Here is a 21,589-nt window from a genome sequence, read left to right on the forward strand (position 1 = left end):
CTCAATCCTCCTGCGCTGGGAACTGCGGTTTCAGGGTGGCCAGGCTGTCCGTGTTGTTCAGCACTTCCGTCAGCAAGTCTTCCAGCTTGTCGTTGCCGGCCAGCTTGTTGCGCAGGTCGGCCAGCTTGGTGCGCGCCTCGAGCAGCTTGCGCAAGGGGTCGACCTGGCGCACCACCGATTCCGGGCGGAAGTCGTCCATCGAGCGGAAGTGCAGGTCGACGGCGAACGTGCCGCCCGCCTCGCCGAGGCGGTTCGGCACGGCGAAACGGGCCACCGGCTCGACGCCGGCCAGCACTTCGTCGAAGTTGTCGCGGTCGATGGCGACGAACTTGCGGTCCTTCAGGCGTTTTTTTTCACTGTCCGGATTGCCGCCAAAGTCGCCCAGCACGCCGACCACGAAGGGCAGCTCCTTGTTTTCAATCGCGTCGCCGATTTCGACGTCGTAGGTCATCTGCACGCGCGGCGCGCGTATCTTTTGCAGGCGTTTTTGCACGCTGTCGGACTTGGGCATGTCGCTTCCTTTGCAAGGGGATGGTGGGGATGCCGGCTTATTTCAGGCCGCTGAACGGGTCGGCCGCGCCGCCTTGCGCCGCGCCCTTCGCCGCCGGCGTGCCGGAACCGGCGGCGCGCTTGCCGGCCGCCGGCGGGCGCCTGGCCGGCGGCACCAGCACGTCTTCGCCGATGCTCGCGCGCAGCAGCTTGGCCAGGTCCTGCGCCTCCGAGCGCAGCGAGCCGTTCAGATTGTTTTGCCGCGACAGGTCGGCCAGCGCCTTGCCGGACAGGCGCAAGCCGCTGACGGCGACGATGCTGTTGGCGACCTTGTCGTCCGGGTCGCGCTCCAGCGCTTCGAGCGCATGGCCGATGGCGTCGCCGTACTGGCCGCGGTCGAACTTCATCTGCGCCATTTGCAGCCACGGCGCCTTGTCGGCGGGGTAGCTCGTGCCGCCACCTTTGAGCAAAGTCATGGCCCGCTCGTACTGGCCGGCGCGCGCCGCCGCATCGGCGTCGCTCATCACTTGCGCCAGGGTCGGCGCGGCAGGTTTCTTGGGCGCCGGCTGGTCCGGCGAGGCGCAGGCGGCCAGCAGCAAGGCGCTGGCGAGGCAGGCAATACGGGGCAACAGGGTGGCTGGCTTCATCGGGGCATTCCTTCACGTGGAGGACGCTACCGCTGGGAAAGATGGGCGGCGCCTTGGTGGAGGCCATTATTGATCGCCAATTTTTTTGCCAGATTGAGATTAATCAGCAAAGAAGAAGTTCCATATCACAGCCGCGTTCAGCGACATGAAACCTGATCTGGCGCAGTAATTGTCTTGATCGCTGACCGATTTTGCGCCAACGCAAGCAGGCCGCCCCTGCATGCGTTTAAATGACTGCAGCACATTTATTTCCATTCTTCACTTTACAAAGAGCAGCCATGCCATTTGACGCCCCGCTCCGCCGCCTGGCCCGCACCGCCGCGCTACTGCTGCTGGCGTTGCCGCTGGCCGGCTGCGCGGGCGGCGCCATCGGCACCCTGGCCAACGCGGCGCTGCAGATGGCCGGCGCGGCCAAGCCGCCGCCCGAACTGCCCGACGCGCAAAAGCCGCCGCGCAACGTCAGCATCCGCCTGCACGCGGCGCAGCGCCTCAACACGGATGCCGACGGCCGGCCGCTGGCGCTGGTGGCGCGCATCTACAAGCTGCGCCAGAGCGCCGCCTTCGAGCAGGCGCCGTACGACAGCTTCCTCGATACGCAGCGCGAAAAGACGGCGCTGGGCGCCGACCTGATGGAAGTAAAGGAAGTGCTGCTGGTGCCGGGCCAGCGCTACGAGGTGCAGGAAAAAGTCAGCAAGGAAGCGTATTTCATCGGCGTCGTGGCCCTGTTCCGCGCGCCTGCGGCACAGCGCTGGCGCGCCACCTTTGCCGCCGCCGACGCGGAACGCGGCGGCATCACCGTCGGCCTGCACGCCTGCGCGCTCAGCGTGGCCGGCATGGACGGCGGCATGGCGCCGCTGTCCACCCTGCGCTGCCGGTAACGCCGTAACGGCGGCAGCGGCACGCCACACATTCAAGGAGAAACGCAATGGGCATGGCAGCGAAAGTCTTGTGGGGAGAGGGCCTGTTCCTGCGGCCGCAGCATTTCCAGCGCCAGGATCAATATCACGAAGCGCGCCTGCATCACACGGCCAGCGCGCTGCATCCCTACCTGTGGGGCGTGGCACACATGGAATGGGATCTGGCGGCGCTGAAGACGGGCACCTTGCGCCTGCAGGCCCTGTCGGCGATCTTCCGCGACGGCGAAGTGTTCGAGGCGCTGGGCGACGGCGCACCAGGCAGCGATACCCTGCCCCCGCCGGTGGACCTGGAAGCGCTGCCGCCGGCGGTGCAGGAAGTGACGTATTACGCGGCGCTGCCCATCCTCAACGGCGAAGGCATGAACTACACGGCGCAGGCGTCAACGGCGGGCACGCCGGCGGCCACGCGCTTTGCGCACGCCATGCGCGCCACGCCCGACCTGTTCACGGAGTCCGCCGTGGCCGACGTGGCTTACCTGAAGAAGAGCGTGCGCCTGATTCCCGACAGCGAGGCGCGCGGCTCCTACGACTGCCTGCCGCTGATCGCCCTGCGGCGCACGGTGTCGGGCGGCTTCGAGCCCGTGCCCTCGTTCATGGCGCCCAGCCTGGCGATCGCCGGCGCGCCGCGCCTGCGGGGCGTGCTGGAACACCTGCTCGACGCCTTGCAGGCGAAGGTGAGCGCGCTGCACGGCCACCACCGCGAACCGAGCCGCAACGTGATCGAGTTCCGCTCCGGCGACGTATCCTCATTCTGGCTGCTGCACACGGTCAGCACGGCCGCCGCCGCGCTGATGCACTATGTGCGCCATCCGGCCCTGCATCCGGAACGCCTGTACGAGGCGCTGCTGGGCCTTGCGGGCGGCCTGCTCAGCTACTCCAAGCATTACACCCTGGCCAGCCTGCCGGCCTACGACCACGCGCAGCCGGGCGCCGGCTTCGACGCCATCGATGCGATCATCCGCGAACTGCTCGACACCGTCATCTCGTCGAAGTATTTTTCCATCGCCCTGCTGGAAGACCAGCCGTCGTACTACCTGGGCAAGCTCGATTCGGGCAAGATCGACCAGCACACCACCTTGTATCTGGCGATCCGCGCCGCCATGCCGGCCATCGAACTGGTCGACGTGGTGCCGCTGCGCGTGAAAGTGGGCGCGCCCGACGACGTGGAAAAATGCGTGCTCACGGCCATGCCCGGCCTGAAACTGTCGCATGCGCCGCAAGTGCCGGCGGCCATCCCCGTGCGGCCCGACACCTATTATTTTGCGATTGAAAACCGCGGCGCGCTGTACGAGCAGATGCTCAAGGCGCAGTCGATTTCCGTGTACGTGCCGGCCGGCATACGCGACCTGCAGCTGGAACTGATCGCGGTGACGGCATGAGCCAGCTCATCGAACGGCGCGCGGCGCCTTCCCTGCTGGGACCACGCGGCCCCGCCCCTGCCGGCGCCCGGCATGCCGGCAGCGCCCTGCTGGACCTGATGCATGAAGGCTTTTACATGCTGTTCATGCTGAAGCACGGTTCGGCGCCCGGCGACGAGCAAGGCTTCATGGACCGCATCACGGCCTTCCTCGACGACTTCGAACGCGAGGCGAAAAAGATCCGCGCCGACGGCGACGATATCGAGGCGGCCAAATATGCGTTCTGCGCGGCCGTCGATGAAATCATCCTGGCCTCGCCCTTCACCCTGCGCAAGCAGTGGGAGCGGCGCCCGCTGCAGCTGCTGATCTTCGGCGACCAGCTGGCCGGCGAACACTTTTTCGACCGCCTCGACGCCCTGCGCGGCAAGGGCGCCATGCGCGTGCAGGCGCTGCAGGTCTTCCATATGTGTTTGTTGCTGGGATTCCAGGGCAAGTATGCGATCGACGGCGGCGAAAAACTCAGCTACCTGACGGCGCGCCTGGGCGATGAAATCGCCCACATCAAGGGCAAGAGCCGCGGCTTCGCGCCGCGCGCGGAACGCCCCGACCAGGTGGTCAACAAACGCGGCAGCGATGTGCCGCTGTGGGCGCTGTCGAGCTTTTTCGCCCTGCTGGCCATCTGCGCCTACCTGGGCCTGAAAACGCATCTGACGCGCGGCACGCAAACGACCCTGGCCGCGTATGCGGACCTGGTCAAGCTGGCGCCACGCCCTGCGCACCTGACCATCACCTTGCCCTGAACACCTCACAAAACCTACTGCGCGTCGAGATTTGCGGCCTGCGATGCTCAATGACTCGGCGTCCCCGTACATTCGCACATCTGCGCTTCTCGACCACAACTCTCATCCGCTCGCTACGGTTTTGTGAGGTGTCGACCCAATCTATTGCGCGATTCTGAACTCGATGCGCCGGTTCCGCGCCCGGCCATCGGCCGTGGCGTTGCTGGCCACGGGGCGGTCCGGCCCCTGGCCCGACACCAGCACGGTATCGGCGACGATACCCTTGCCGGCCAGGTAGGCGCGCACGGCTTCGGCGCGCGCCTGGCTCAGGGCCACATTGCTGGCGCGCAGGCCCGTGTCGTCCGTGTGGCCGATCACCTCCACCTTGCGGCCCCGCAGCCTGAGCATGGCGGCCGCCATCTCGTCGAGGATGGCCTGGCCGGCCGGCGTGATGGACGCCTTGCCGCTGTCGAATTCGATGATGCGCTTGTCCAGCGCCGCATCGAGCAAGCCTTGCTCGGCCTCGGCCGCCTTGACCCGCAAGCCATTGTTGACGATGTAGGTGGGATTGAGGCTGGTGGCGATGTCGCTGGCGATCTGCTGGCGCTGCGCCTCGTTCGCCACTTCGCCGCGCACGCTGACGTTGTTGCCGTCGATGCTGATCTGCCCCCGTGAAATGAGCTTCAGGTTCGGCGCGATCAGCTTTTGCACGTAGCCGTTCCAGTTGGCCGGCACGGCCACGTTGCCGATGGCGATCTGGTCGACCACCCGCTCGGCACCGTACAGTTCGCGCAAGCGGGCCAGCACGGCCGCCTTGCCCGCCTCGTCGGCCAGGGTGCCCGTGACGAGGATCTGCCCCGGCATCGGCGTCTGCGGCGCTTGCGCCTGGGCGTGGCAAGAGGCGGCGGCAAGCAGCAGCAGCGGCAGCAAAAAAATGACGGGAGATTTCATCGCAATCCTTCAGGCAAAGGTATCGGCAAACATGGCGCAGGCCGAACGCAGCGACAGCTGCTCCTGCTGCAGGCAGGCGGAAAACCGGCGCAGCGCCGCATCGTGTCCCAGCTGCTCCTCGACCCAGTCGAGCTGGTCGAAGACGATCAGCCGTTCGCAGCCTGCCTGCGGATCGATCAGCGCGCGCAAGCCGTGCGGGTCGGCGCCGCAAAAGCCGATCACCAGCACGGGCGCCTCGTCGAGGCGGGAAAAGAACAGCGCCAGTTCGAAATCGGCCTGGCGCAGGAAGGGCGCAATCAAATGCAGCCAGAAGCTGGCCACCAGTTCGCGCAACTGCGCCTCCTGCGGCAGCGGCAGCACCAGGCTTTTCTCCAGGCGCGGCAAGCCGCTCCGGCGCACGGGCCGCAGCAGCAGGCCCAGGCCCAGCAGCAATTCGCGCACCGTCACGGGAAACGCGGGCGAGGCCAGCATCGATTGCAGGCCATGCAGCGTCTGCGCCTGCAAAAAGGCGGCCAGCCGCGCCGCGTGACACGGCGCGGCCGGTTCGATGTCGACCACGTTGCCGGCCAGCGCCAGCAGGGCCGGCAACGGTTCGGCGCTGGCCACGATGCCTTGCGACAGCTGCTCCACGCGCTGCCACAGGGGCGCCAGCACCAGCGGGCTGCAGGCGACAAAGGCTTCGGCGTCATCGATTTCCAGCGCGCCCATGGCCATGAAGGGGAAGCGCCTGTGCGACTGGTCATTGCTCGCTTCCAGGCGCCCGGCGATGGCGCGCCGGCTGCGCGTGCCGACGAAGGCAAAGCGCAGCGGCGGCAAGGCGTCGTAATTGAGCTTCCAGCGCGGCTCCACCGTCAGTGCAGTCATGACCTGCGCCAGCCAGTCGTCGAGCAGCTGCACCAGCGCGTGATTGTCGCAAGCCTTGATGAAATCGCCGCGCGCGGGGATCTTGCCGAAGTAGCCGAGGCGCACCTGCTGTTGCGCGCGCATCATGGCGACACTCCCGCTGCGGCTGCGGCGACGGCCATCGCCGGCGCGGGCGCGGCGGAAGCGCCCGGCGTGCCGACGATGGTCTCGGGCAGCTGCATGCCGCGAAAGCCCTGCTCCTGCACCGCCGCAGTCCCGCCCGCGCCGGCGCCCGCCGTCTCGGCGCTGCTGGTGATTTTCAGGTCGACCGCCACGGCCACCTCGCCGCGTGCCCAGCGCAGTTCGAACACGCCGCCATCCTTGCGCTTCTTGGCCGCCGCATCGATCATGCGCTTCAGGCCGAACTGGCCCGGCTCGTTGAACAGCTCCACCGTGCGCCCGTCGAAGGTGACGGCCGTGATGCGCGCCCCCTGCCCGCCCGCCGCGCCCTGCGGGCCCGGATGCACCATGTTCGTCCATTGCGCCGGGGTGTTGCGGTAGCGTAGCTGCTGGCCGTCGATCTCCACCGTGTATTCCAGCGTGCCCGGCGCGGGCGACGGCTGGATCTGGAAGACGGTTTGCGCCGCCGTCGACGTGGCCGCCACGCCGCCCGCGCCCAGCGGCGCGATCCAGCCAGGGAAGCGCGCCACCACCTGCGGCGACAGGCTGATGCCCATGTCGGCCCAGGTGCGCGGCGCCAGCACGTCGCCGCGCCGCACCACCAGCGGTCCCATGGACGTCGTGACGAATTTCGCCACCAGGCCTTCCGGGCCGAAGAACTGGCCGATCTCCAGGTTGCTCGCCTCGATGCGCGCCGTGGGCGCGAACGGATATTTGTTCGCCAGCGATTTCTGGAACGGCTCATACACCTGCGCCGCCCAGGTCTTGTTGATATCGAGTTCGGCCGGCGCGACGATGACGGCGAAGGTCTGCATCAGCGGGCGCACGAGGATGGGGCGTATGGCCTGCTTCTGCGCGTCGCTCATCCCCGTGAGCAGCTGCTCGTCGACCAGTTTCAGGGCGTCGGCCAGTTCGGAACCGCTGCCCTCCAGGGTCTGCTGCATGAACTGGCGCGCGCCCGGCCCTGCGTCGCCCTGGTTCTTCAACTGGTTCAAGCGGCTGCGCAGTTTGGACAGCGCTTCCAGGTAGGCGCGCATCAAGGACGCATTGTTGTCCCTGGCCGCCACCAGCTTGCCCACGCCGGCAAATTCGCGGCCCACGGGGCCCATGGGCTTGTCCAGGCGGGCCGGGTCGAGCTGCGCATTCATGCCGGGATTCGATGTCAGCGGCGACGGCGCGCGGCGCAGCACGGTTTCCTTGAACCAGGCGACGAGGCCCCGCTCGGCCTTGCGCAACTGGGCGTTTTGCAGCGCCGGGTTGTCCCAGGAGGTTTCCTCGTAAATGGTCGTCAGCAGTTTGGCGACCGGCGACGACTGCGGGTCGCCCAGGCGGTTCATCGCCTGCACGGCGCCGTCGAAGCCTTTCAGGTCGGCGACGGCGACGCCCTGCACGAATTTCTGCCACTCGCGCGCGTAATCGGCCTTGTACATGGCCACCAGGTTTTTCTCGATCTGTTCGGGACTGCCTTCCAGGGTCAGGTCGTCGGTAGAGGCGCTTTTCAGCACCCAGTCGGCGCTTTGCAGCTCGCGGTTGGCGGCGTCGCGAAATGCGCCCTCGACGAACTTTTCCCACGCCTGGCGCGTAAAGGCGCCGGAGACGGCGTAACTGCCCGCCAGCAGCGCCTGGTCCTGTTCGCCGACGATGCGCGCCACCGTCATGCCGGGAAAGCGCGTCGAGGCGCGCGCCTTGACGTCCGCATACACGCGTTCGCGCGCCGGCATACCGCGCACCACGCGGCGCAGGTTTTCGCGCGCCTGGTCGACCAGCGCCAGCTTCTGCTCGATGCGTGGCCAGGACGGGTCGCCGATCTGCGCCAGGTAAAACGTCAGCAGCCGTTCGGCGCTGCGTATCATCTGTTCGCGCGGCATGGCGCCCCGGTTGCCCTCCAGCCAGCCGCGCCAGAAGCGCGTCAGCTGGTCGTTCAGGTGGCTGCTTTCCGCATGCGACTTATCGGCCAGCATCAGATAGGTTTTCAGTGCATTGTAGGCATCTTCCACGTTCGTCGCGCTGGCCGCCTGGTACTGCACGCTGCGCGGCGCGGCGGCAGGTGCTGCGGACGCGGCGGCCGGCGTCTGCGGCGTGCGCGCCGTGGGCTGCAACTGGTCGGCGCTGGCGTTCATTTCAAACAGCAGGGCTTCCAGCGCGCCCGCCACGGGGGTGAGCATGACCTGGCGCGCGCCGGCAAAATATTCCTCGCGCAGCTTGCGCTCCAGTAAGTCACCCTGGTACAGGCCCAGGCGCAAGGACCAGGGCCGTTGCGTGCGGTACGCTTCCAGCTGTTCGATGCGGTCCTGCAAGATCTCCAGCGCTTCCAGGCGCGACTGCAAGTCCAGGCGCCGCTCCTGCAGCTTCACCACTTTATTTAAATCGGCCTCGACGTTGGCCACCAGTTGCCGGTTGCCCAGGTAGGACCAGCTCCAGCCGCCCAGGCAAGCGCCCAGCGACACGGTGGCGGCAAAGAACACGGCATATTTGAAGCGCAGCCTGGCGCGGTTGGCATAGTTGGCCACCAGGTGCTTGTCGGCAAAAATGACCTTGCGGAACAGCTCCAGCAGGAAATAGCCATGCTGGCGCGCGCCCGATGGCACGGCGGCCGGGGCCGGCGCGAAGGCCAGGTCGAAGCGGCGCGCCACCTGCTGCGAGGAAGCACTGACGGGCTCGCCCTCCTGCAGCGCGCTGGTAAAGTAAAAGCCGCGGAACACGGGCTGGAACTGGAACGGATTTTCCTCGAAAAGCGTGGCGATGAAGGCGCGCAGGGCCGGCTTGATGGCGGCGAATTCGAGCGGAAAGGTGAAGACGCCGGGCGCCATCGTCTTGCGTTGCCGGTGCGCCATATTGGCCAGGCTCAGCTCCGTCAAGCCATCGTGCAATTCATCGAAACCCTGGTCGAAAAACGCCAGCAAGTCGGCCGTCGGCAGCTTGCGCTGGTAGGGCATGGTGGCGCCCCAGACGCGCTCGCGCTCGCTGCGTTCGGCATCCGCGAAAAACTCCGTGAAACCGGAGATCAGGTCCGCCTTGGTAAACACGATGTACAGGGGCGCGAACACTTCCAGGCGTTCGATGACGTCCTGCACGCGCTTGCGCAGGCTGCGCGCCAGTTGCATGCCGACATCGGGGTCGCCGCGCAGTTCGGCGATGCTGACGGCGATGAGGATACCGTTGATGGGCGCCTTGCGCCGGTATTTTTTCAGCAGGTCGAGAAAACCGAACCACTCGCCGCGGTGCTCGTCGACGACGGAGTAGCGGCCCGCCGTGTCGAGCACGATGCCGTCCGTGGTGAAAAACCAGTCGCAGTTGCGCGTGCCGCCCACGCCTTGCACGATCTTGCCGTCGGCGAAGGGAAACTGCAGGCCCGAATGCAGGATGGCGCTGCTCTTGCCGGCGGCCGGATTGCCGATGATCATGTACCACGGCAATTCATACAGGGCGGCGGCGCCCGATTTAATGCCCAGCTTGGACGTCTTGATGGTTTCGATGGCGGCCAGCATGCCCGTGCGCACGGCGCCGAGTTCGCCCTGCTGCGTGCTGCTGGCCGTCGACGCCGAGGCCGCTTGCGCGGCGGCGATCTCGGCCTCGTTGAGGATGGCCTGTCCCAGCGCCTGGGCATCGCGCCGCGCGCGGCGCCGGCGCCACAGCCACAGGCCCAGCCAGGTGACAAAGGCCAGCAACAGCAAGGCCAGCGCCCAGATCAGCGCCACTTCCAGCACTTCGGCGCCCAGGTACAGGAACACGGCCAGCGCCACGAAGCCGAGGATGGTCAGATTGCGGCTGTCGGTGAGGAAATGCCAGAGTCGTCGCAGCATGATGAGCCCAGGGTGAGGTCGCAAAGCAGGAGGAACGCCGCCGCGCAGCGAGGCGGAGTCGGCCCATGCTGACAGCAATGCGGCGCGCCTTTGTTGACATATGACAAGTACCAGGCGCCAGCGTGCGGCAGGTGCCGGCGTTCAATTGACGCTGCGCAAGCAAGCTTGCAGCTATGAAAATCCGGCCGCCGCGCGGCGCTAGAATGGCTGGCGCGGCTTACTTGCCCAGCACGCGCGGTTGCGGCAATTCCGTATGGCCAAAATCCATCATGGTCCAGCGCCCGCCCCAGCGCAGGCCCACCGATTCGGCCGTCACGCCATATAGACGGTAGCCGCGCATGGCCCAGGCATTTTTTTCAGAAATGATGAGCTTTCCTTCATGCATGAATGCGCAATCGGCCGCCAGGCCGTACTGGTGATAGCTTTGAAACGCCCTGGCGTTCGTCACGTTCGGGCCGGCTGCCGCCAGCTGGTCCTGGCGCGCGGGACTGCGATAGCCTTCCAGCAAGACCATGTCGTAGCCATGCACGTCCTTCATGATCTTGAAGACCAGCAGCAAACGCTGCGCGTAATCGTGGTCGAGCAATTGCCAGTTGCGGCTGGCGCCGCCCAGCAGCGGGCGCAGCTGCGTCACTTCCGCCGTGGAAAACAGCAGCGGCGGCAAGGCCGGCGGCGGCACCAGCTGCTCGCCTTTCAGCAAGTCGCTGACCTGGTCATTGATGACGTGTTGCTGGTCGGCATAACCGCGCAGGGCGATGCGGTCGCTGGACAGCCAGGCCAGCAACGGCGGCACGATGACCAGCACGCTGCCCGCCAGGCTCAGCCAGCGGTGCCGCCGCAGCAGTTGCCAGGCGCGCGCCATGCCCGAGCCCGTGTAGCGTTGCACGCGCTGCCACTGCGCGCCGCTGCCGCCCTTCAGGTGCTGCGCGCGCCGCTGCATGCGCCAGCCCAGGTTGACGAGCGTGTGCAGCACGATGGCGCGACCGCCGGGAAACAGCAGCAGCCAGCAGGCAAAACAGGCGAGCAGGAAATACATCAGGATCAGGGCGACAAACATGGGGCGCTCCGTGACAGGGGTAGTCTGGGCCGGACAGCAATTTCCCGGCGGTATCGCTAGATCGTAGGCGTCCGCGGCCCGCATGAGCGCGGTTTACATCAAGGTCAGTCGAATTTGATCCACTGCGGAGGTGATATTTTGTCTTTACTGAAAACCGGGGATGGCCAGGCGCACGGTCCCGACCTGCTGAGCAAGGCCGACGCGGCTGGCGCGCGCATCGAAGGCAAGGGCATCCTGTCGCAGCTCGAACACGGCGTCGCCGCGCCCGCTGCCATGCCGGCCCTGCGCTGGCGCCCCGGCTGGCGGCACGGGGCCGCTGGCGCGCTGTGCCTGGCGGTGCTGGTCACGGCCGTGCTCGCCTATGACACGGAGGTCCTGCCCCGGCCCCGGCCGGCGGCGCCCGCCACGGCCATGGCGCCGCCCGCAGTGCCGGCGCCAACGGTGCCGCCACAGGCGGCGCAGGCGGCCACCATCGTCAATACGGCGGCACCGCCCTTGCCCGAGGCGGCGGCCGCGAGCGCGCCGCGCAAGACGCCGCCGCCCGTGCGCCAGGCGGCGGCGCGGCCGCAGGGGGCGAGGCCCGCTGCCGCGCCCGGCGACAGCGACGTCGCCTTGCTGACGGCGATGGTGGCCCATGCGCATCGGCAAGAAGGCACGGCAGCGCCCGTGCGCGACGTGGTGCTGCGCAGGCAGGAACAGGAGCAAGAGCAGGAAACGGCGGAACTGTTACGGCGCTGCAAGCAGCTGGGCTTGATCGAAGGCATGCTGTGCCGCTCGCGCATCTGCTCGGGCCGCTGGGACAGCGATCCCGCCTGCCATTGAGGAACTCATGTGTGTCTCGGATGCGTGGCCGCGTCCATGCGGCCTTGCAAAAAGCCTTCCATCAGCGCCAGCAATGCCTGCGGCTGCTCCTGGTGCGGCGTATGGCCGCACTGCTCGACCATGGCGGGCACGGCGTTGAGCGCCTGCGCCACGATCGTGTCGACCTGGGCCGCGCTGCCGTACTGGTCCTCGCTGCCCTGCACCACCAGCGCCGGGCATTCGACGGAAGGCAGCAGGTACTCGATGTTCCAGAACTGGAAACCATAGCTGAGCCAAGTGTCCGACCAGGCCTTGAAGATGCTTTCCGTCTTGTCGCCATGGTATTTCGCCAGCGCGCGCAGCTTGCCCGCGCCAAACGCCGCGTCCGCCACGCGGATGCCCTCGAGCGTGATGCCCTCGACAAACACGTGCGCCGCTTCGGTGATGATGCCGCGCAAGCGCGGCGGCTGCTGCGCCGCATAGATCAGGGCGATGCTGCCGCCATCGGAGTGGCCGACGAGAAAATGATCCTGTCCCGGCAGCAGTGCCGCCAGCACTTGCGGCAGCTCGCACAGCGCGGAATCGTGCAAATAATGGAGCTGCCGGCGCGCCGCCAGCGGCGACGACAGGCCATAGCCGTGGCGGTCGTACAGCAAGCCGCGGCACCCCGTCGCCTGGCATAGCTGCGCGGGAAAATCTTTCCACATCGCACAGCAACCGAGTCCCTCATGCAGGAATACCAGGCAGGGTTTGGCGGGGTCGCCTTCGATCACTTCGTAGTAGATATCGGTTTCGGCACTCAGGTTCAGTATCGGCATGGGCTAGGCTCGCAACGGGTTGCGCATCGACAGATCGGCTGGGCCTATTGTGCCATTGTCCTGCGCAGCATGCGTGGCGCCCCGCAAAAATAGCCTGCGGGAAAAGATCTTGCCGCCTGCCTGCAAGGTGTTTGCGCCAGCACAAGCGAGCGCTGTTTTTCCCGTGGCGCCGCCCCCTTTTTGCCCGCGCGTTTGCCTAGAATAGCTTACTCCCACAGCATGGAGCAGGCGGCTACCTTATCAGCCAGGACGTGACACTGGCCGTCACGGCAACAGATAGGGCGTCTTGCCGCACGACGACAGGCGCGGCGTCCAAACTATCGATCAGGAGTACATCATGGAAATGAAAGTAGAACATCGCACCGGCAGCAACCTGGCACTGGAAGAAACCGAGCTGCCGATGGAACAGGAAGGCCAGAGCGCCAAAGGCGCGGCCGCGCAGGACTTGAACCTGAGCCCCGCCGCCTTCACCACCTACTACACGTGGACGGCCAACGGCGTGCATCCTTCGGTTAACTTCGCCAATGCCAACGTGCACGCCAATTCGCGCGTCTTCGTCAACATCAGCGAATACGGCGCCACTCCCCAGGACCGTTTCATTGGCGCCGCCCGCATGGCCGTGTACAACATTGCGCCATACAACGGCGGCTTCCGGGCCTGGGTGGAAATCTCGTGGGGCAGCCCGCTCAAGGTGCGTTTCGACGTGTTTGTCGATCCCTGATCCGGGAAACACTGCGCGCCCCCTGCCACCAGCGGGCCGGCGTCGCGCAGGTCGCTAACACACTGAAGGCATGGCCAGCGTGAACGGAAAACCGTGCGCGCATGACAAAAGGGCCACGTGTTGCCACGTGGCCCTTTGCTGCTGCTTGTTCTGGCTCCCCGACCTGGACTCGAACCAGGGACCTGCGGATTAACAGTCCGTCGCTCTACCAACTGAGCTATCAGGGAAAGGAGGCCGAATTATATACGTCAAAATTTCCCATGTCCAGTCGTTACGGCATGGTTGCTGCATGACCAGCAAAACAGGCCGCCAGCGAGCCAGCCTCGCCGGATGGCTGCGCCCGTCTGCGCGGCGCCACGCAAGATAGTAGAATAGCCAGGCCTTGCCGATATGGAAGGCGCACAACGGCATGCCGGCAACGGGGCGCAACCACGCCGCCGCGCGGACATGCGCTTGCAAGCTCACCTTGCCCCTGGCTTACTGCTCTCACCCGACATGACAGAATCAAGCGCACCCCTGGTGGACAAACCCGGCAGCGGCGACAGCTCGGCGGAAATTGCCGAGCATATGGCGGCCGCCATCGTGGCGCGCCAATTGCCGCCCGGCACCCGGCTGCGCGAAGAAGCGCTATGCCGGCTGTATGGCGTCAGCCGCACCAAGATCCGCGCCGCCCTGCTCATTCTTTCAAAAGATAAACTGATCCGCATGGTGCCCGACAAGGGCGCCTTCGTCAGCCAGCCGACCGAGGCGGAGGCGCGCGACATCTTTGCCGCGCGGCGCGTCATCGAAGGGGCCCTGGCGCGCGAATTCGTCGCGCGGGCCAAGCCTGCCGACTACCGGATGCTGGAGCGCCACCTGAAGGCGGAACGCCTGGCGCTGGCGCAAGCGACGCCGCTGCGTTCGCAACTGCTGGGCGACTTCCACGTCTTGCTGGCCGATATTGCCGGCAACGCCGTGCTGCGCGACATCGTGCGCGAACTGGTGGGCCGCAGCTCGCTCATCACCATGCTGTACCAGTCGGGCCACGCCGCCGCCTGCTCGTACGACGAACACGGCCGCTTTCTCGAGGCGGCGCGCAACGGCGACGCGGACCTGGCGGCGCGCCTGATGGTCGAGCACCTGTCGCACGTGGAAGCGGCCTTGCGCTTCGACGGCAGCGCCGGCGACGACAGGAAAGACCTGGTGGCCGCGCTGCTGATGTAAGCGGCGCCAAAAGCAAAAGGCCGCCCTGCTGATGCACGGGCGGCCTTGTCACTGCTTGCAGGCAAATTTGCTATTCGCCCAGGTAGATAAACTTGAACAGGAAGATGGCAGCGATGATGTAAGCCACCACGGACACCTGCTTGCCCTTGCCCGTCAACAGTTTCAATACCGCATAGGTGATGAAGCCGAAGGCGACGCCGCTGGCCACGGAATACGTAAATGGCATCATCAAGGCCGTGATGGCGGCAGGAATGCTTTCCGTGCTGTCATCCCAGTCGATGAAAGTCAGTTCGCGCAGCATCAAACACGCCACGTACAGCAGCGCGGGCGCCGTCGCGTACGGCGGCACCGTGTGCGCCAGCGGGGCGAAGAACAGGCTGCCCAGGAACAACAATGCAACGGCCACGGCCGTCAAGCCCGTGCGGCCGCCCGCTTGCACACCGGCAGCGCTTTCCACGAAGGCCGTGGTGCTCGACGTACCCAGGCAGGCGCCGGCCGCGATCGCCGTGCTGTCGGCCAGCAAGGCCTTGTTCATGCGCTCCATCTTGCCGTCTTTCAACAAGCCGGCACGGTTGGCCACGCCCATCAGGGTGCCCGTCGCATCGAATAATTCCACCAGGAAAAATACCAGCACCACGTTGACGATGCCGATCGACAGCGCGCCCATGATGTCGAGCTTGAACAAGGTCGGCTCGATGGCGGGCGGCGCCGAAACGATGCCGTTGAACTGGTTGCCGCCAAAGAAGAAGCTGGCGACGGTGATGGTGAGGATGCCGATCAGGATGGCGCCCGGCACTTTCAGGCGGTCCAGCGCGACGATGATGAAGAAGCCGAGGATGGCCAGGATGGGCGCCGCCTGGTGCAAGTCGCCCAGCGCGATGATGGTGGCCGGGTTCGACACGACCACGCCGGCGCTTTTCAGGGAAATGATCGCCAGGAACAAGCCGATACCGACGGTGATGGCCGTGCGCAGCGCGGGCGGAATGCTGTTGATGATCATTTCGCGCACCTTGAACAGGCTGACCAGGATAAACAGGCAGCCGGAAATGAAGACGGCGCCCAGCGCCACTTCCCAGCTCATGCCCATGCCCTTGACCACCGTGTACGAAAAATACGCATTCAAGCCCATGCCCGGCGCCAGCGCGATCGGGTAGTTCGCGTACAGACCCATGATCAGGGTGCCGATGGCGGCCGCCAGGCAGGTGGCAACAAAAACGGAGTCTTTCGGCATGCCCGCGTCGCCGAGGATGGACGGGTTGACGAAGATGATGTAGGCCATCGTCAGGAACGTGGTCAGGCCGGCCAGCAACTCCGTGCGCACATTGGTTCCGTTGTCCTTCAGTTTGAAATAGCGTTCCAGGAACTGCATGATTAACCCCTTGTTTTGGTAAAACCGGGCGCCTGCGTGTGGCCAGTGCGCCTCTTTTTATGACGAAATGACTACTTTCCCGCTGCGCCGGCCGGCTTGAAGGCCCACCAGCGGCTGCCCGCGAAATTCCACACCAGCCCGATTCCCGTCGCCAGCACCTGCGCCAGCCAGTAATACCAGCCCAGCTGGTGTACCAGCAGCCACATCAGGCCCGTATTGATGCACCAGCCGATGCCCAGCAGGGTGAAATACTTGCTGGCCGCCTCGCCATGGCCCTTGTCGCTCTTGAACGTGAAAAAGTAATTGAGGAGGTAGTTGACGACGGAACCGAGGATGTAGCCGATGCCGGACGCGGCGGCGGCGCTGATGCCGGCCCATTCCACGCCGCCCCACAGCACGCTGTATTGCACGGCCGTGCCGGAAGCGCCGACGGCGGCGAAACGCAAAAATTGGTGATGCAGGGAATGGGACATTGTCAATTTTCAAATAAGACGAAAACAATTGCCGGGATCGGGCCAGAATAAAAAATGGCTACGATTGCTCGTAACCATTTTTCAGCCTGCATTTTACTGCAAGTTGCGCCCAACGTTCATATTCGCCGCCGATACTCCACGACTCCGACGCCTATTTCTTGACCTGGCGGCGCCGGCGCAGCCACACGCACAGCGCGATCAGCAGCAAGATGCCCACGATGCCGCCCGGCAGCATGAACGGTTGTGCCCGCGCCAGCACGGGTTTCTCGCCGCCGCTGCGCGCCTGCGCCACGTAGGCGGGCGTGACGGACACTTCCGGGTTGCCGTACTGCTTCAGCACGTAATTGGCGATCGAAGCGATCTGCTCGTCCGTCAACGGTTGCACATACGAACGCTGGTCGAAACGGGGCATGAACGCTTCGTGCTCTTCCCCTTCGATCTTGCGCTCGACGCCAAACAACATGGCCGAGACCAGGTTGGCCGGCGTGCTGCCGCCCGTCGCCGTGTTATGGAACAGGGCCGGATAGCTTTGGCCCGTGCTGCCGGCACCGCTGGCCGAATGGCAACTGGCGCAATAGCCGGAAAACAGGATTGCGCCGCTGTTGAGCGAATGGCGCTCGGTGGCACTGGCCATGCCGCGCAGCAGCGGCTCTTCGCTGGCGGCGCTGCCATGGCTGAAGGCAGCTTGCGTCTGCCCCGGCGCGCGCACGGGCGGCACCGTGCGCAGCCAGGCGACGATGGCGGCAACGTCGTCGTCGCGCAGGAATTGCAGGCTGTTCTGGATGGCTTCGGCCATGCCGCCCGCCGCCTGCCCCTTGCCTTCCACGTGGCCCGTCTTCAGGTAAGCCGCGAGTTCCGCATCCGTCCACGCGCCGATGCCGCTGACCTTGTCGGACGTGATGTTGGGCGCATGCCAGGAACCGAGCGAGGCGCCCGCCAGGGTCTGGCTGCCGATTTCCGCCATCAGCGCGTTGCGCGGCGTATGGCAGGCGCTGCAGTGCGCCAGGCCTTCGGCCAGGTAGGCGCCGCGGTTGATCTGCGCGCTTCTCGTGGGGTCCGGCACGAAGCGCTTGTTGTCGAGGAACAAGGTATTCCAGCCCAGCATGGACAGGCGCACATTGAACGGGAATGGCAAGGCCGTCTGGCGCGCCGGCGCGTCGACGGGTTGAACGGCCTGCATGAAGTAGTAATACAGGTCGCCCACGTCCGCATCCGTCAGCTGCGCATAGCTGGTGTAGGGCATGGCGGGATACAGATGGCTGCCGTCGGCGCGCACGCCTTCGCGCAGCGCGCGCGCAAAGTCGGCTTCCGTGTAGCGGCCGATGCCGCCTTGTTTCGACGGCGTGATATTCGTCGCGTAAATCGTGCCCAGGGGCGAATCGATGGCGTAGCCGCCCGCGTACGGCTTGCCGCCCGCGGCCGTATGGCAAGCCATGCAGTCGGCCGCGATGGCCAGGTAGCGGCCCCGCTCGAGACGCGCATCGGGCTTGGCGGCTGTGCTTGCGGCAGGCGCGGCAGGACGGTCCGGCGTCAGCGTGACGGGCGGCGCCGGTGGCACAGGTGGTAAAGCACGCGCGGCCAGCGGCAAGCCGGCCGCCAGGGTCAGACTCAGCAATAACCGGCGCATCATGCTGCCTCCCTTGCCAGGGTGCGGGCGATGTCGTCGGCCGCGCGCAAACCGAGCGCAGCCATGCTCAGGGTCGTGTTGACGACGCTGGCCGACGGCATGGCGCCGCCGCCCGGCAGCCACAGGTTGGCGTGGTCGTGGGCGCGGCAATTGCCGTCGACCACGGAGTCAAGACGGTTGCTGCCCATGATGACGCCGCCCATGATGTGGTTATTCGCGTTCAGGCTGTCGGTGATATGGAATTCCACGGCGCCGAACAGCTTGCCGATGTGTTCGAGCTGCGCATGCGCGGCCTTCGCGCCGTCGCGCACGTAGTCGCCCACGTCATAGTAGATGTCGGGACAGGCCAGGCCCAGCGGGTCCTTGCGCGTCTTGCTCAAGGTCAAACGGTTGTGCGCTTCGGGCAAGGGTTCCAGGCTGATCGACAGATCCACGCCGAACGCGGCGCGGCGGCGGATCTCGTCATCGAGGTCCTTGCCCACCAGGCCCAGCTTCAACGACTGCTGCGTAGCAGGTCCCACGCGGGTGATATTGTTCAAGATCATCTTGTTCGCCGAATACTGCGACCGGAAGGCGCCGTCGCGCGGTCCCACCAGGCAGCTGCTCTGCGCCGGGCCGCGGCCCGTCCAGATCGGCTCATTGGCGAGGAAGGTACAGTGGAAACCGGAATGGTCCATCATGTTGCGGCCGACTTGATCCGAACTGTTGGCGATGCCGTTCGGATTATTCTGGTTGGCCGCCAGCAACAGCAAGCGGGGCGTTTCGATGCCATTGCAGGCAATCACGAAGGCCTTGCCGGTCGCCATATGCGACTGTTTCTTGGCGTCATACCAGTGCACGGCCGTCACGCGGTTGTTGTGGTCCGTGTCGATGCGGTAGACGACGGCCTCGGCCAGCACGCCAGCGCCCTTCAGCTCGGCACGTTCCACGTGGTGAATGCCGTTGTACATGGCGCCGATGGGGCAGATCGGCTGGCAATTATTGTTGCCGCAGCACGTGGGACGGCCCTGCCATGGGCGCGTCGAGCGGCCTTGCGGGATCGGCACGGAACGGTAGCCGTGCGGGTTGACCACTTCGGCGAAGCGCTTGTCGCCATAGCCCCAGGGCACCATATCCATCGGATACGGCGCGCTGCGCTCGCTGGGCGACTGCAGCGCGGGATCGTTGGGGCCGGCCACGCCCATTTCCTGCTCGGCGCGGCAATAGTACGGTTCCAGCTCATCGTAGGAAATGGCCCAGTCGCGCCCTACCCCGTAATCGCTTTTCATGCGCATGTCGGACGGCAAATGGCGCCAGCACGACGCGGCCCAGTGCCAGGTCGTGCCGCCCACCGTGCGCAGGTAGCCCTGCTGGAAACTGCTGCCGCTGGGCCCGGACAATTCCACATAGTTGTTTTTTGGAAAATACAGCGGCGCGGGCGCGTTGTCCGCCTGCGGATACAGGCCCTGGAAGTCGGAACCGACACGGTTCTCGAACGGCATGTTGCGCCAGTTTTCCACGGCTTGGCCCCGCTCGATGCGCAAGCCCGCTTCCAGCATGATCACGGAGTGACCCTGTGCGGCCAGCTGGTCGGCCATCATGGCGCCGACGACGCCGGTCCCGACGATGACGACATCGGCGACGACGTCGCCATTACTCTTAAATTGGGGTGATTTCATTTTGCTTGCTTGCCTTTGGTTTCGGGAGTGCCGGTGGTAGCCGGGGCCGGTACGGGTTTTGGCGCCACGGGCGCGGAGACGCCCACGGCCGGCGGCGCCTTCAGCCACCACAGGGGGCCGTAATTGCAGTAAGTCGGCACGACCTGGCCATCGGCCACCGTGCGGTACATCAACGCTTCCGCATACGCGACGACGATGGACTTCGTGCCCTGCGCGGGATGGCCGGCGACAGTGCCCGTGTACCAGGCGGCAACGATGGCCAGCGCCAGCTCGCGCAGGCTGGCGTCCGCGGCACTGGCGGCCGCCAGCAGGGCCTTGGCTTCCTGGCCCGTGACGAGCAGCGCGCCCAGCCGTGGCAACTGCTCGGCGAAGCCGGGCACGTTGCTGCGCATGGCTTGCTCGATGCGCGCCGCCGTCGCGGCGGACAGGTCGCGGTGGCCCGTGATCGTTTGCGACAAGGTGTAGAACAGCATGGTGGCGGGCGCCAGGCCGGGCGCCGGAGCGCTGGCCGGCGCCTGCATGGCGGCCGACAGGGGATTGCTCCAGAAACCGGCCTGCGCCAGCAGGGCAGCCAGGCCGATCAGGGCGTGGCGGCGGCTGATGCGAGGAAGGGATGAAACGGATGTTGCAGATGGTTCAGTGCCTGGATGGTTCATGAGACTCCCGCAAGACTTGTTATTTTATTGACTTCGATGATTGCGCCACATTGCATTTGCGCATAGATGGAACCGGTTCCATATTATCCTACAGAAGTAAATAGTCTGCCAATGTAGTACTACTACTGAGACTCTGCCCTGGGCAATTCCGGTATGGATTCAGGCATTCTGCGCAGGCAAAACGCCAGTCCCGGCTGGCTGCCCAGGCGGTAATGAAAATCGAGCACGCTGCCGCCAGCCAGGGCAGGCTTGCCCGGCAAGGCCAGGGGCAGGTTCAGGCTGCACTCATGGTCGCCCAGGACGATGTCGCCATGCACGCGGATGCGCGTCAGCAATCGCGGCGCCTGCTCCAGCACGTCGGGCAGGCGGATGCTGGCGGCCGGCAAGCTGTCGCCCCCTTCGTCCTGCCAGGCGCGCAAGGCATCCGCATCGAGGGTAAACACGCGGCCCCAGTCGGTGCACGGCGCATCCGGCGCGCGCCGGTCCAGGCCCAGATGCACGGTGACGGCCGCCGGCAGCAGCGTCGCCGCGGGCGCTTGCGCGTGCAGATTGCGCAGGATGGCCACCTGCGGCTCCTTGCCCAGCGCCGTATTCATGGTTTCGCTGACGATCACGTCCGGCATGGCACCGGCAGGAATGCGCAAGGCGGCCGCGTCGGCGCAAAGGTAGTCGGCGACGTGGCTGCCCAGGCCCAGGGCTGCGATCAGGTCGCGCGCATACGCCAGGGTCTCGGCGTGCACGTCGAGGATGGAAAACTGCACCAACTCCGCATCCAGCACGGCCATCACCGGCAAGGCCAGCAGGGCGAACGGACCGCAACCCGCATACAGCACGCGCACGGGCCGCCCGCCGCCCACGTCCAGGCGCTCGCGCACGGCCAGCGCCAGGCCCTGGATGAAGGCGGCGCTGCGGTACGGCTCGCGCGCACACAGCCCCGCCTGCACGGGCGAGATGGCCCAGCCGCTGGGCAGGAAACTTTCGCCATCGCGCAAGCCGTCCTGCCGCTCCATGGACAGGCGCGAATGGCGCTCGACGAGCTGGCGCAGCTGCACCGTTTCGCCGACCAGGCTGGCCAGGGAGCGCTGCGGATCGCACAGCGCGGCCGCAATGGCGGCCAGTTCCGCGCGCGCCGGATTCATGCGCGGCTCCATGGAAAATGCGGGATAAAGACAGAATGCATGGCGGCTTCCTTGAAATGATTGCAAGTACGCGGAAAAATTGGCAGCATAGCAAATAAGT

The 21,589-nt window shown here is 65.9% G+C and carries 19 protein-coding genes and 1 tRNA gene; 6 read left to right on the forward strand and 14 right to left on the reverse strand.

Features of this window, described 5'->3' with window-relative positions; translation table 11 throughout:
- Position 1: 1 nt before the first annotated feature.
- Together tssB and BZG29_RS21015 are read right to left on the reverse strand one after the other, a co-directional pair.
- Complete coding sequence (gene tssB / locus BZG29_RS21010; protein ID WP_077407198.1) at positions 2-511, reverse strand: type VI secretion system contractile sheath small subunit; 510 nt, start codon at positions 509-511, stop codon at positions 2-4.
- A gap of 37 nt (positions 512-548) precedes the next feature.
- Entirely contained in the window at positions 549-1,136 is a 588-nt protein-coding gene (locus BZG29_RS21015) for a tetratricopeptide repeat protein (RefSeq protein WP_077407201.1), read from the reverse strand.
- Between the two features lie 278 nt (positions 1,137-1,414).
- On the opposite strand from BZG29_RS21015, the gene tssJ reads away from it, so the two are divergent.
- From tssJ to icmH, 3 genes are read left to right on the forward strand one after another with little or no spacing between them, the layout of a single operon-like run.
- Positions 1,415-2,014: a type VI secretion system lipoprotein TssJ gene (gene tssJ, locus BZG29_RS21020; RefSeq protein ID WP_077407204.1), complete on the forward strand. Its 600-nt coding sequence runs from the start codon at positions 1,415-1,417 to the stop codon at positions 2,012-2,014.
- 47 nt (positions 2,015-2,061) lie between these two features.
- Positions 2,062-3,432, forward strand: a complete 1,371-nt coding sequence (tssK, locus tag BZG29_RS21025; RefSeq protein WP_077407208.1) for a type VI secretion system baseplate subunit TssK — start codon at positions 2,062-2,064, stop codon at positions 3,430-3,432.
- Entirely contained in the window at positions 3,429-4,211 is a 783-nt protein-coding gene (gene icmH / locus BZG29_RS21030) for a type IVB secretion system protein IcmH/DotU (RefSeq protein ID WP_077407211.1), read from the forward strand. Before tssK ends, icmH begins: the two co-directional genes overlap by 4 nt.
- A 141-nt stretch (positions 4,212-4,352) precedes the next feature.
- On the opposite strand, the gene BZG29_RS21035 is transcribed toward icmH, so the two are convergent.
- From BZG29_RS21035 to BZG29_RS21050, 4 genes are all read right to left on the reverse strand, one after another.
- A complete protein-coding gene (locus BZG29_RS21035) occupies positions 4,353-5,141 on the reverse strand; it encodes an OmpA family protein (RefSeq protein ID WP_077407214.1) in 789 nt (262 codons plus the stop codon).
- Between the two features lie 9 nt (positions 5,142-5,150).
- Positions 5,151-6,131: a type VI secretion system-associated protein TagF gene (gene tagF / locus BZG29_RS21040; RefSeq protein ID WP_077407217.1), complete on the reverse strand. Its 981-nt coding sequence runs from the start codon at positions 6,129-6,131 to the stop codon at positions 5,151-5,153.
- Positions 6,128-9,967 (reverse strand): type VI secretion system membrane subunit TssM, encoded by a 3,840-nt coding sequence (gene tssM, locus BZG29_RS21045; RefSeq protein WP_150131013.1) that lies wholly within the window; start codon positions 9,965-9,967, stop codon positions 6,128-6,130. The genes tagF and tssM overlap by 4 nt, the downstream gene beginning before the upstream one ends.
- 217 nt (positions 9,968-10,184) lie before the next feature.
- Positions 10,185-11,024 (reverse strand): M15 family metallopeptidase, encoded by an 840-nt coding sequence (locus BZG29_RS21050; RefSeq protein WP_077407220.1) that lies wholly within the window; start codon positions 11,022-11,024, stop codon positions 10,185-10,187.
- Positions 11,025-11,162: 138 nt separating this feature from the next.
- Here BZG29_RS21050 and BZG29_RS21055 point away from each other — a divergent pair, with 138 nt between their 5' ends.
- Positions 11,163-11,846 (forward strand): hypothetical protein, encoded by a 684-nt coding sequence (locus BZG29_RS21055; RefSeq protein ID WP_150131014.1) that lies wholly within the window; start codon positions 11,163-11,165, stop codon positions 11,844-11,846.
- Between the two features lie 5 nt (positions 11,847-11,851).
- Here BZG29_RS21055 and BZG29_RS21060 read toward each other — a convergent pair whose 3' ends face one another.
- On the reverse strand, positions 11,852-12,643 hold the full coding sequence (locus BZG29_RS21060; protein ID WP_077407223.1) for an alpha/beta hydrolase: 792 nt from the start codon (positions 12,641-12,643) through the stop codon (positions 11,852-11,854).
- A 337-nt stretch (positions 12,644-12,980) separates the two neighbouring features.
- Here BZG29_RS21060 and BZG29_RS21065 point away from each other — a divergent pair, with 337 nt between their 5' ends.
- Positions 12,981-13,364 (forward strand): hypothetical protein, encoded by a 384-nt coding sequence (locus tag BZG29_RS21065; RefSeq protein ID WP_253192665.1) that lies wholly within the window; start codon positions 12,981-12,983, stop codon positions 13,362-13,364.
- 151 nt (positions 13,365-13,515) lie between these two features.
- Here BZG29_RS21065 and BZG29_RS21070 read toward each other — a convergent pair.
- Positions 13,516-13,591 (reverse strand) — tRNA-Asn (locus BZG29_RS21070).
- A 268-nt stretch (positions 13,592-13,859) separates the two neighbouring features.
- Here BZG29_RS21070 and BZG29_RS21075 point away from each other — a divergent pair.
- Complete coding sequence (locus BZG29_RS21075) at positions 13,860-14,567, forward strand: GntR family transcriptional regulator (RefSeq protein ID WP_077407229.1); 708 nt, start codon at positions 13,860-13,862, stop codon at positions 14,565-14,567.
- Between the two features lie 70 nt (positions 14,568-14,637).
- On the opposite strand, the gene BZG29_RS21080 is transcribed toward BZG29_RS21075, so the two are convergent.
- The 6 genes from BZG29_RS21080 to BZG29_RS21105 form a co-directional block, all read right to left on the reverse strand.
- The gene (locus BZG29_RS21080) at positions 14,638-15,936 is read right to left on the reverse strand and encodes an NCS2 family permease (protein WP_070282116.1); all 1,299 of its coding nucleotides are present in this window, start codon (positions 15,934-15,936) and stop codon (positions 14,638-14,640) included.
- A 71-nt stretch (positions 15,937-16,007) separates the two neighbouring features.
- On the reverse strand, positions 16,008-16,409 hold the full coding sequence (locus BZG29_RS21085) for a GtrA family protein (RefSeq protein WP_034788967.1): 402 nt from the start codon (positions 16,407-16,409) through the stop codon (positions 16,008-16,010).
- A gap of 151 nt (positions 16,410-16,560) precedes the next feature.
- The gene (locus tag BZG29_RS21090; RefSeq protein ID WP_253192666.1) at positions 16,561-18,039 is read right to left on the reverse strand and encodes a c-type cytochrome; all 1,479 of its coding nucleotides are present in this window, start codon (positions 18,037-18,039) and stop codon (positions 16,561-16,563) included.
- Positions 18,036-19,694 (reverse strand): GMC family oxidoreductase, encoded by a 1,659-nt coding sequence (locus BZG29_RS21095; RefSeq protein WP_077407232.1) that lies wholly within the window; start codon positions 19,692-19,694, stop codon positions 18,036-18,038. The genes BZG29_RS21090 and BZG29_RS21095 overlap by 4 nt, the downstream gene beginning before the upstream one ends.
- Complete coding sequence (locus tag BZG29_RS21100; protein WP_077407236.1) at positions 19,691-20,350, reverse strand: sugar dehydrogenase complex small subunit; 660 nt, start codon at positions 20,348-20,350, stop codon at positions 19,691-19,693. The genes BZG29_RS21095 and BZG29_RS21100 overlap by 4 nt, the downstream gene beginning before the upstream one ends.
- 122 nt (positions 20,351-20,472) lie before the next feature.
- Positions 20,473-21,489 (reverse strand): hypothetical protein, encoded by a 1,017-nt coding sequence (locus BZG29_RS21105; protein WP_150131015.1) that lies wholly within the window; start codon positions 21,487-21,489, stop codon positions 20,473-20,475.
- Between the last annotated feature and the right edge of the window lie 100 nt (positions 21,490-21,589).

Source organism: Janthinobacterium sp. LM6, from assembly GCF_002002885.1.
In the GTDB taxonomy this organism is placed as follows: Bacteria; Pseudomonadota; Gammaproteobacteria; order Burkholderiales; family Burkholderiaceae_D; genus Janthinobacterium; species Janthinobacterium kumbetense.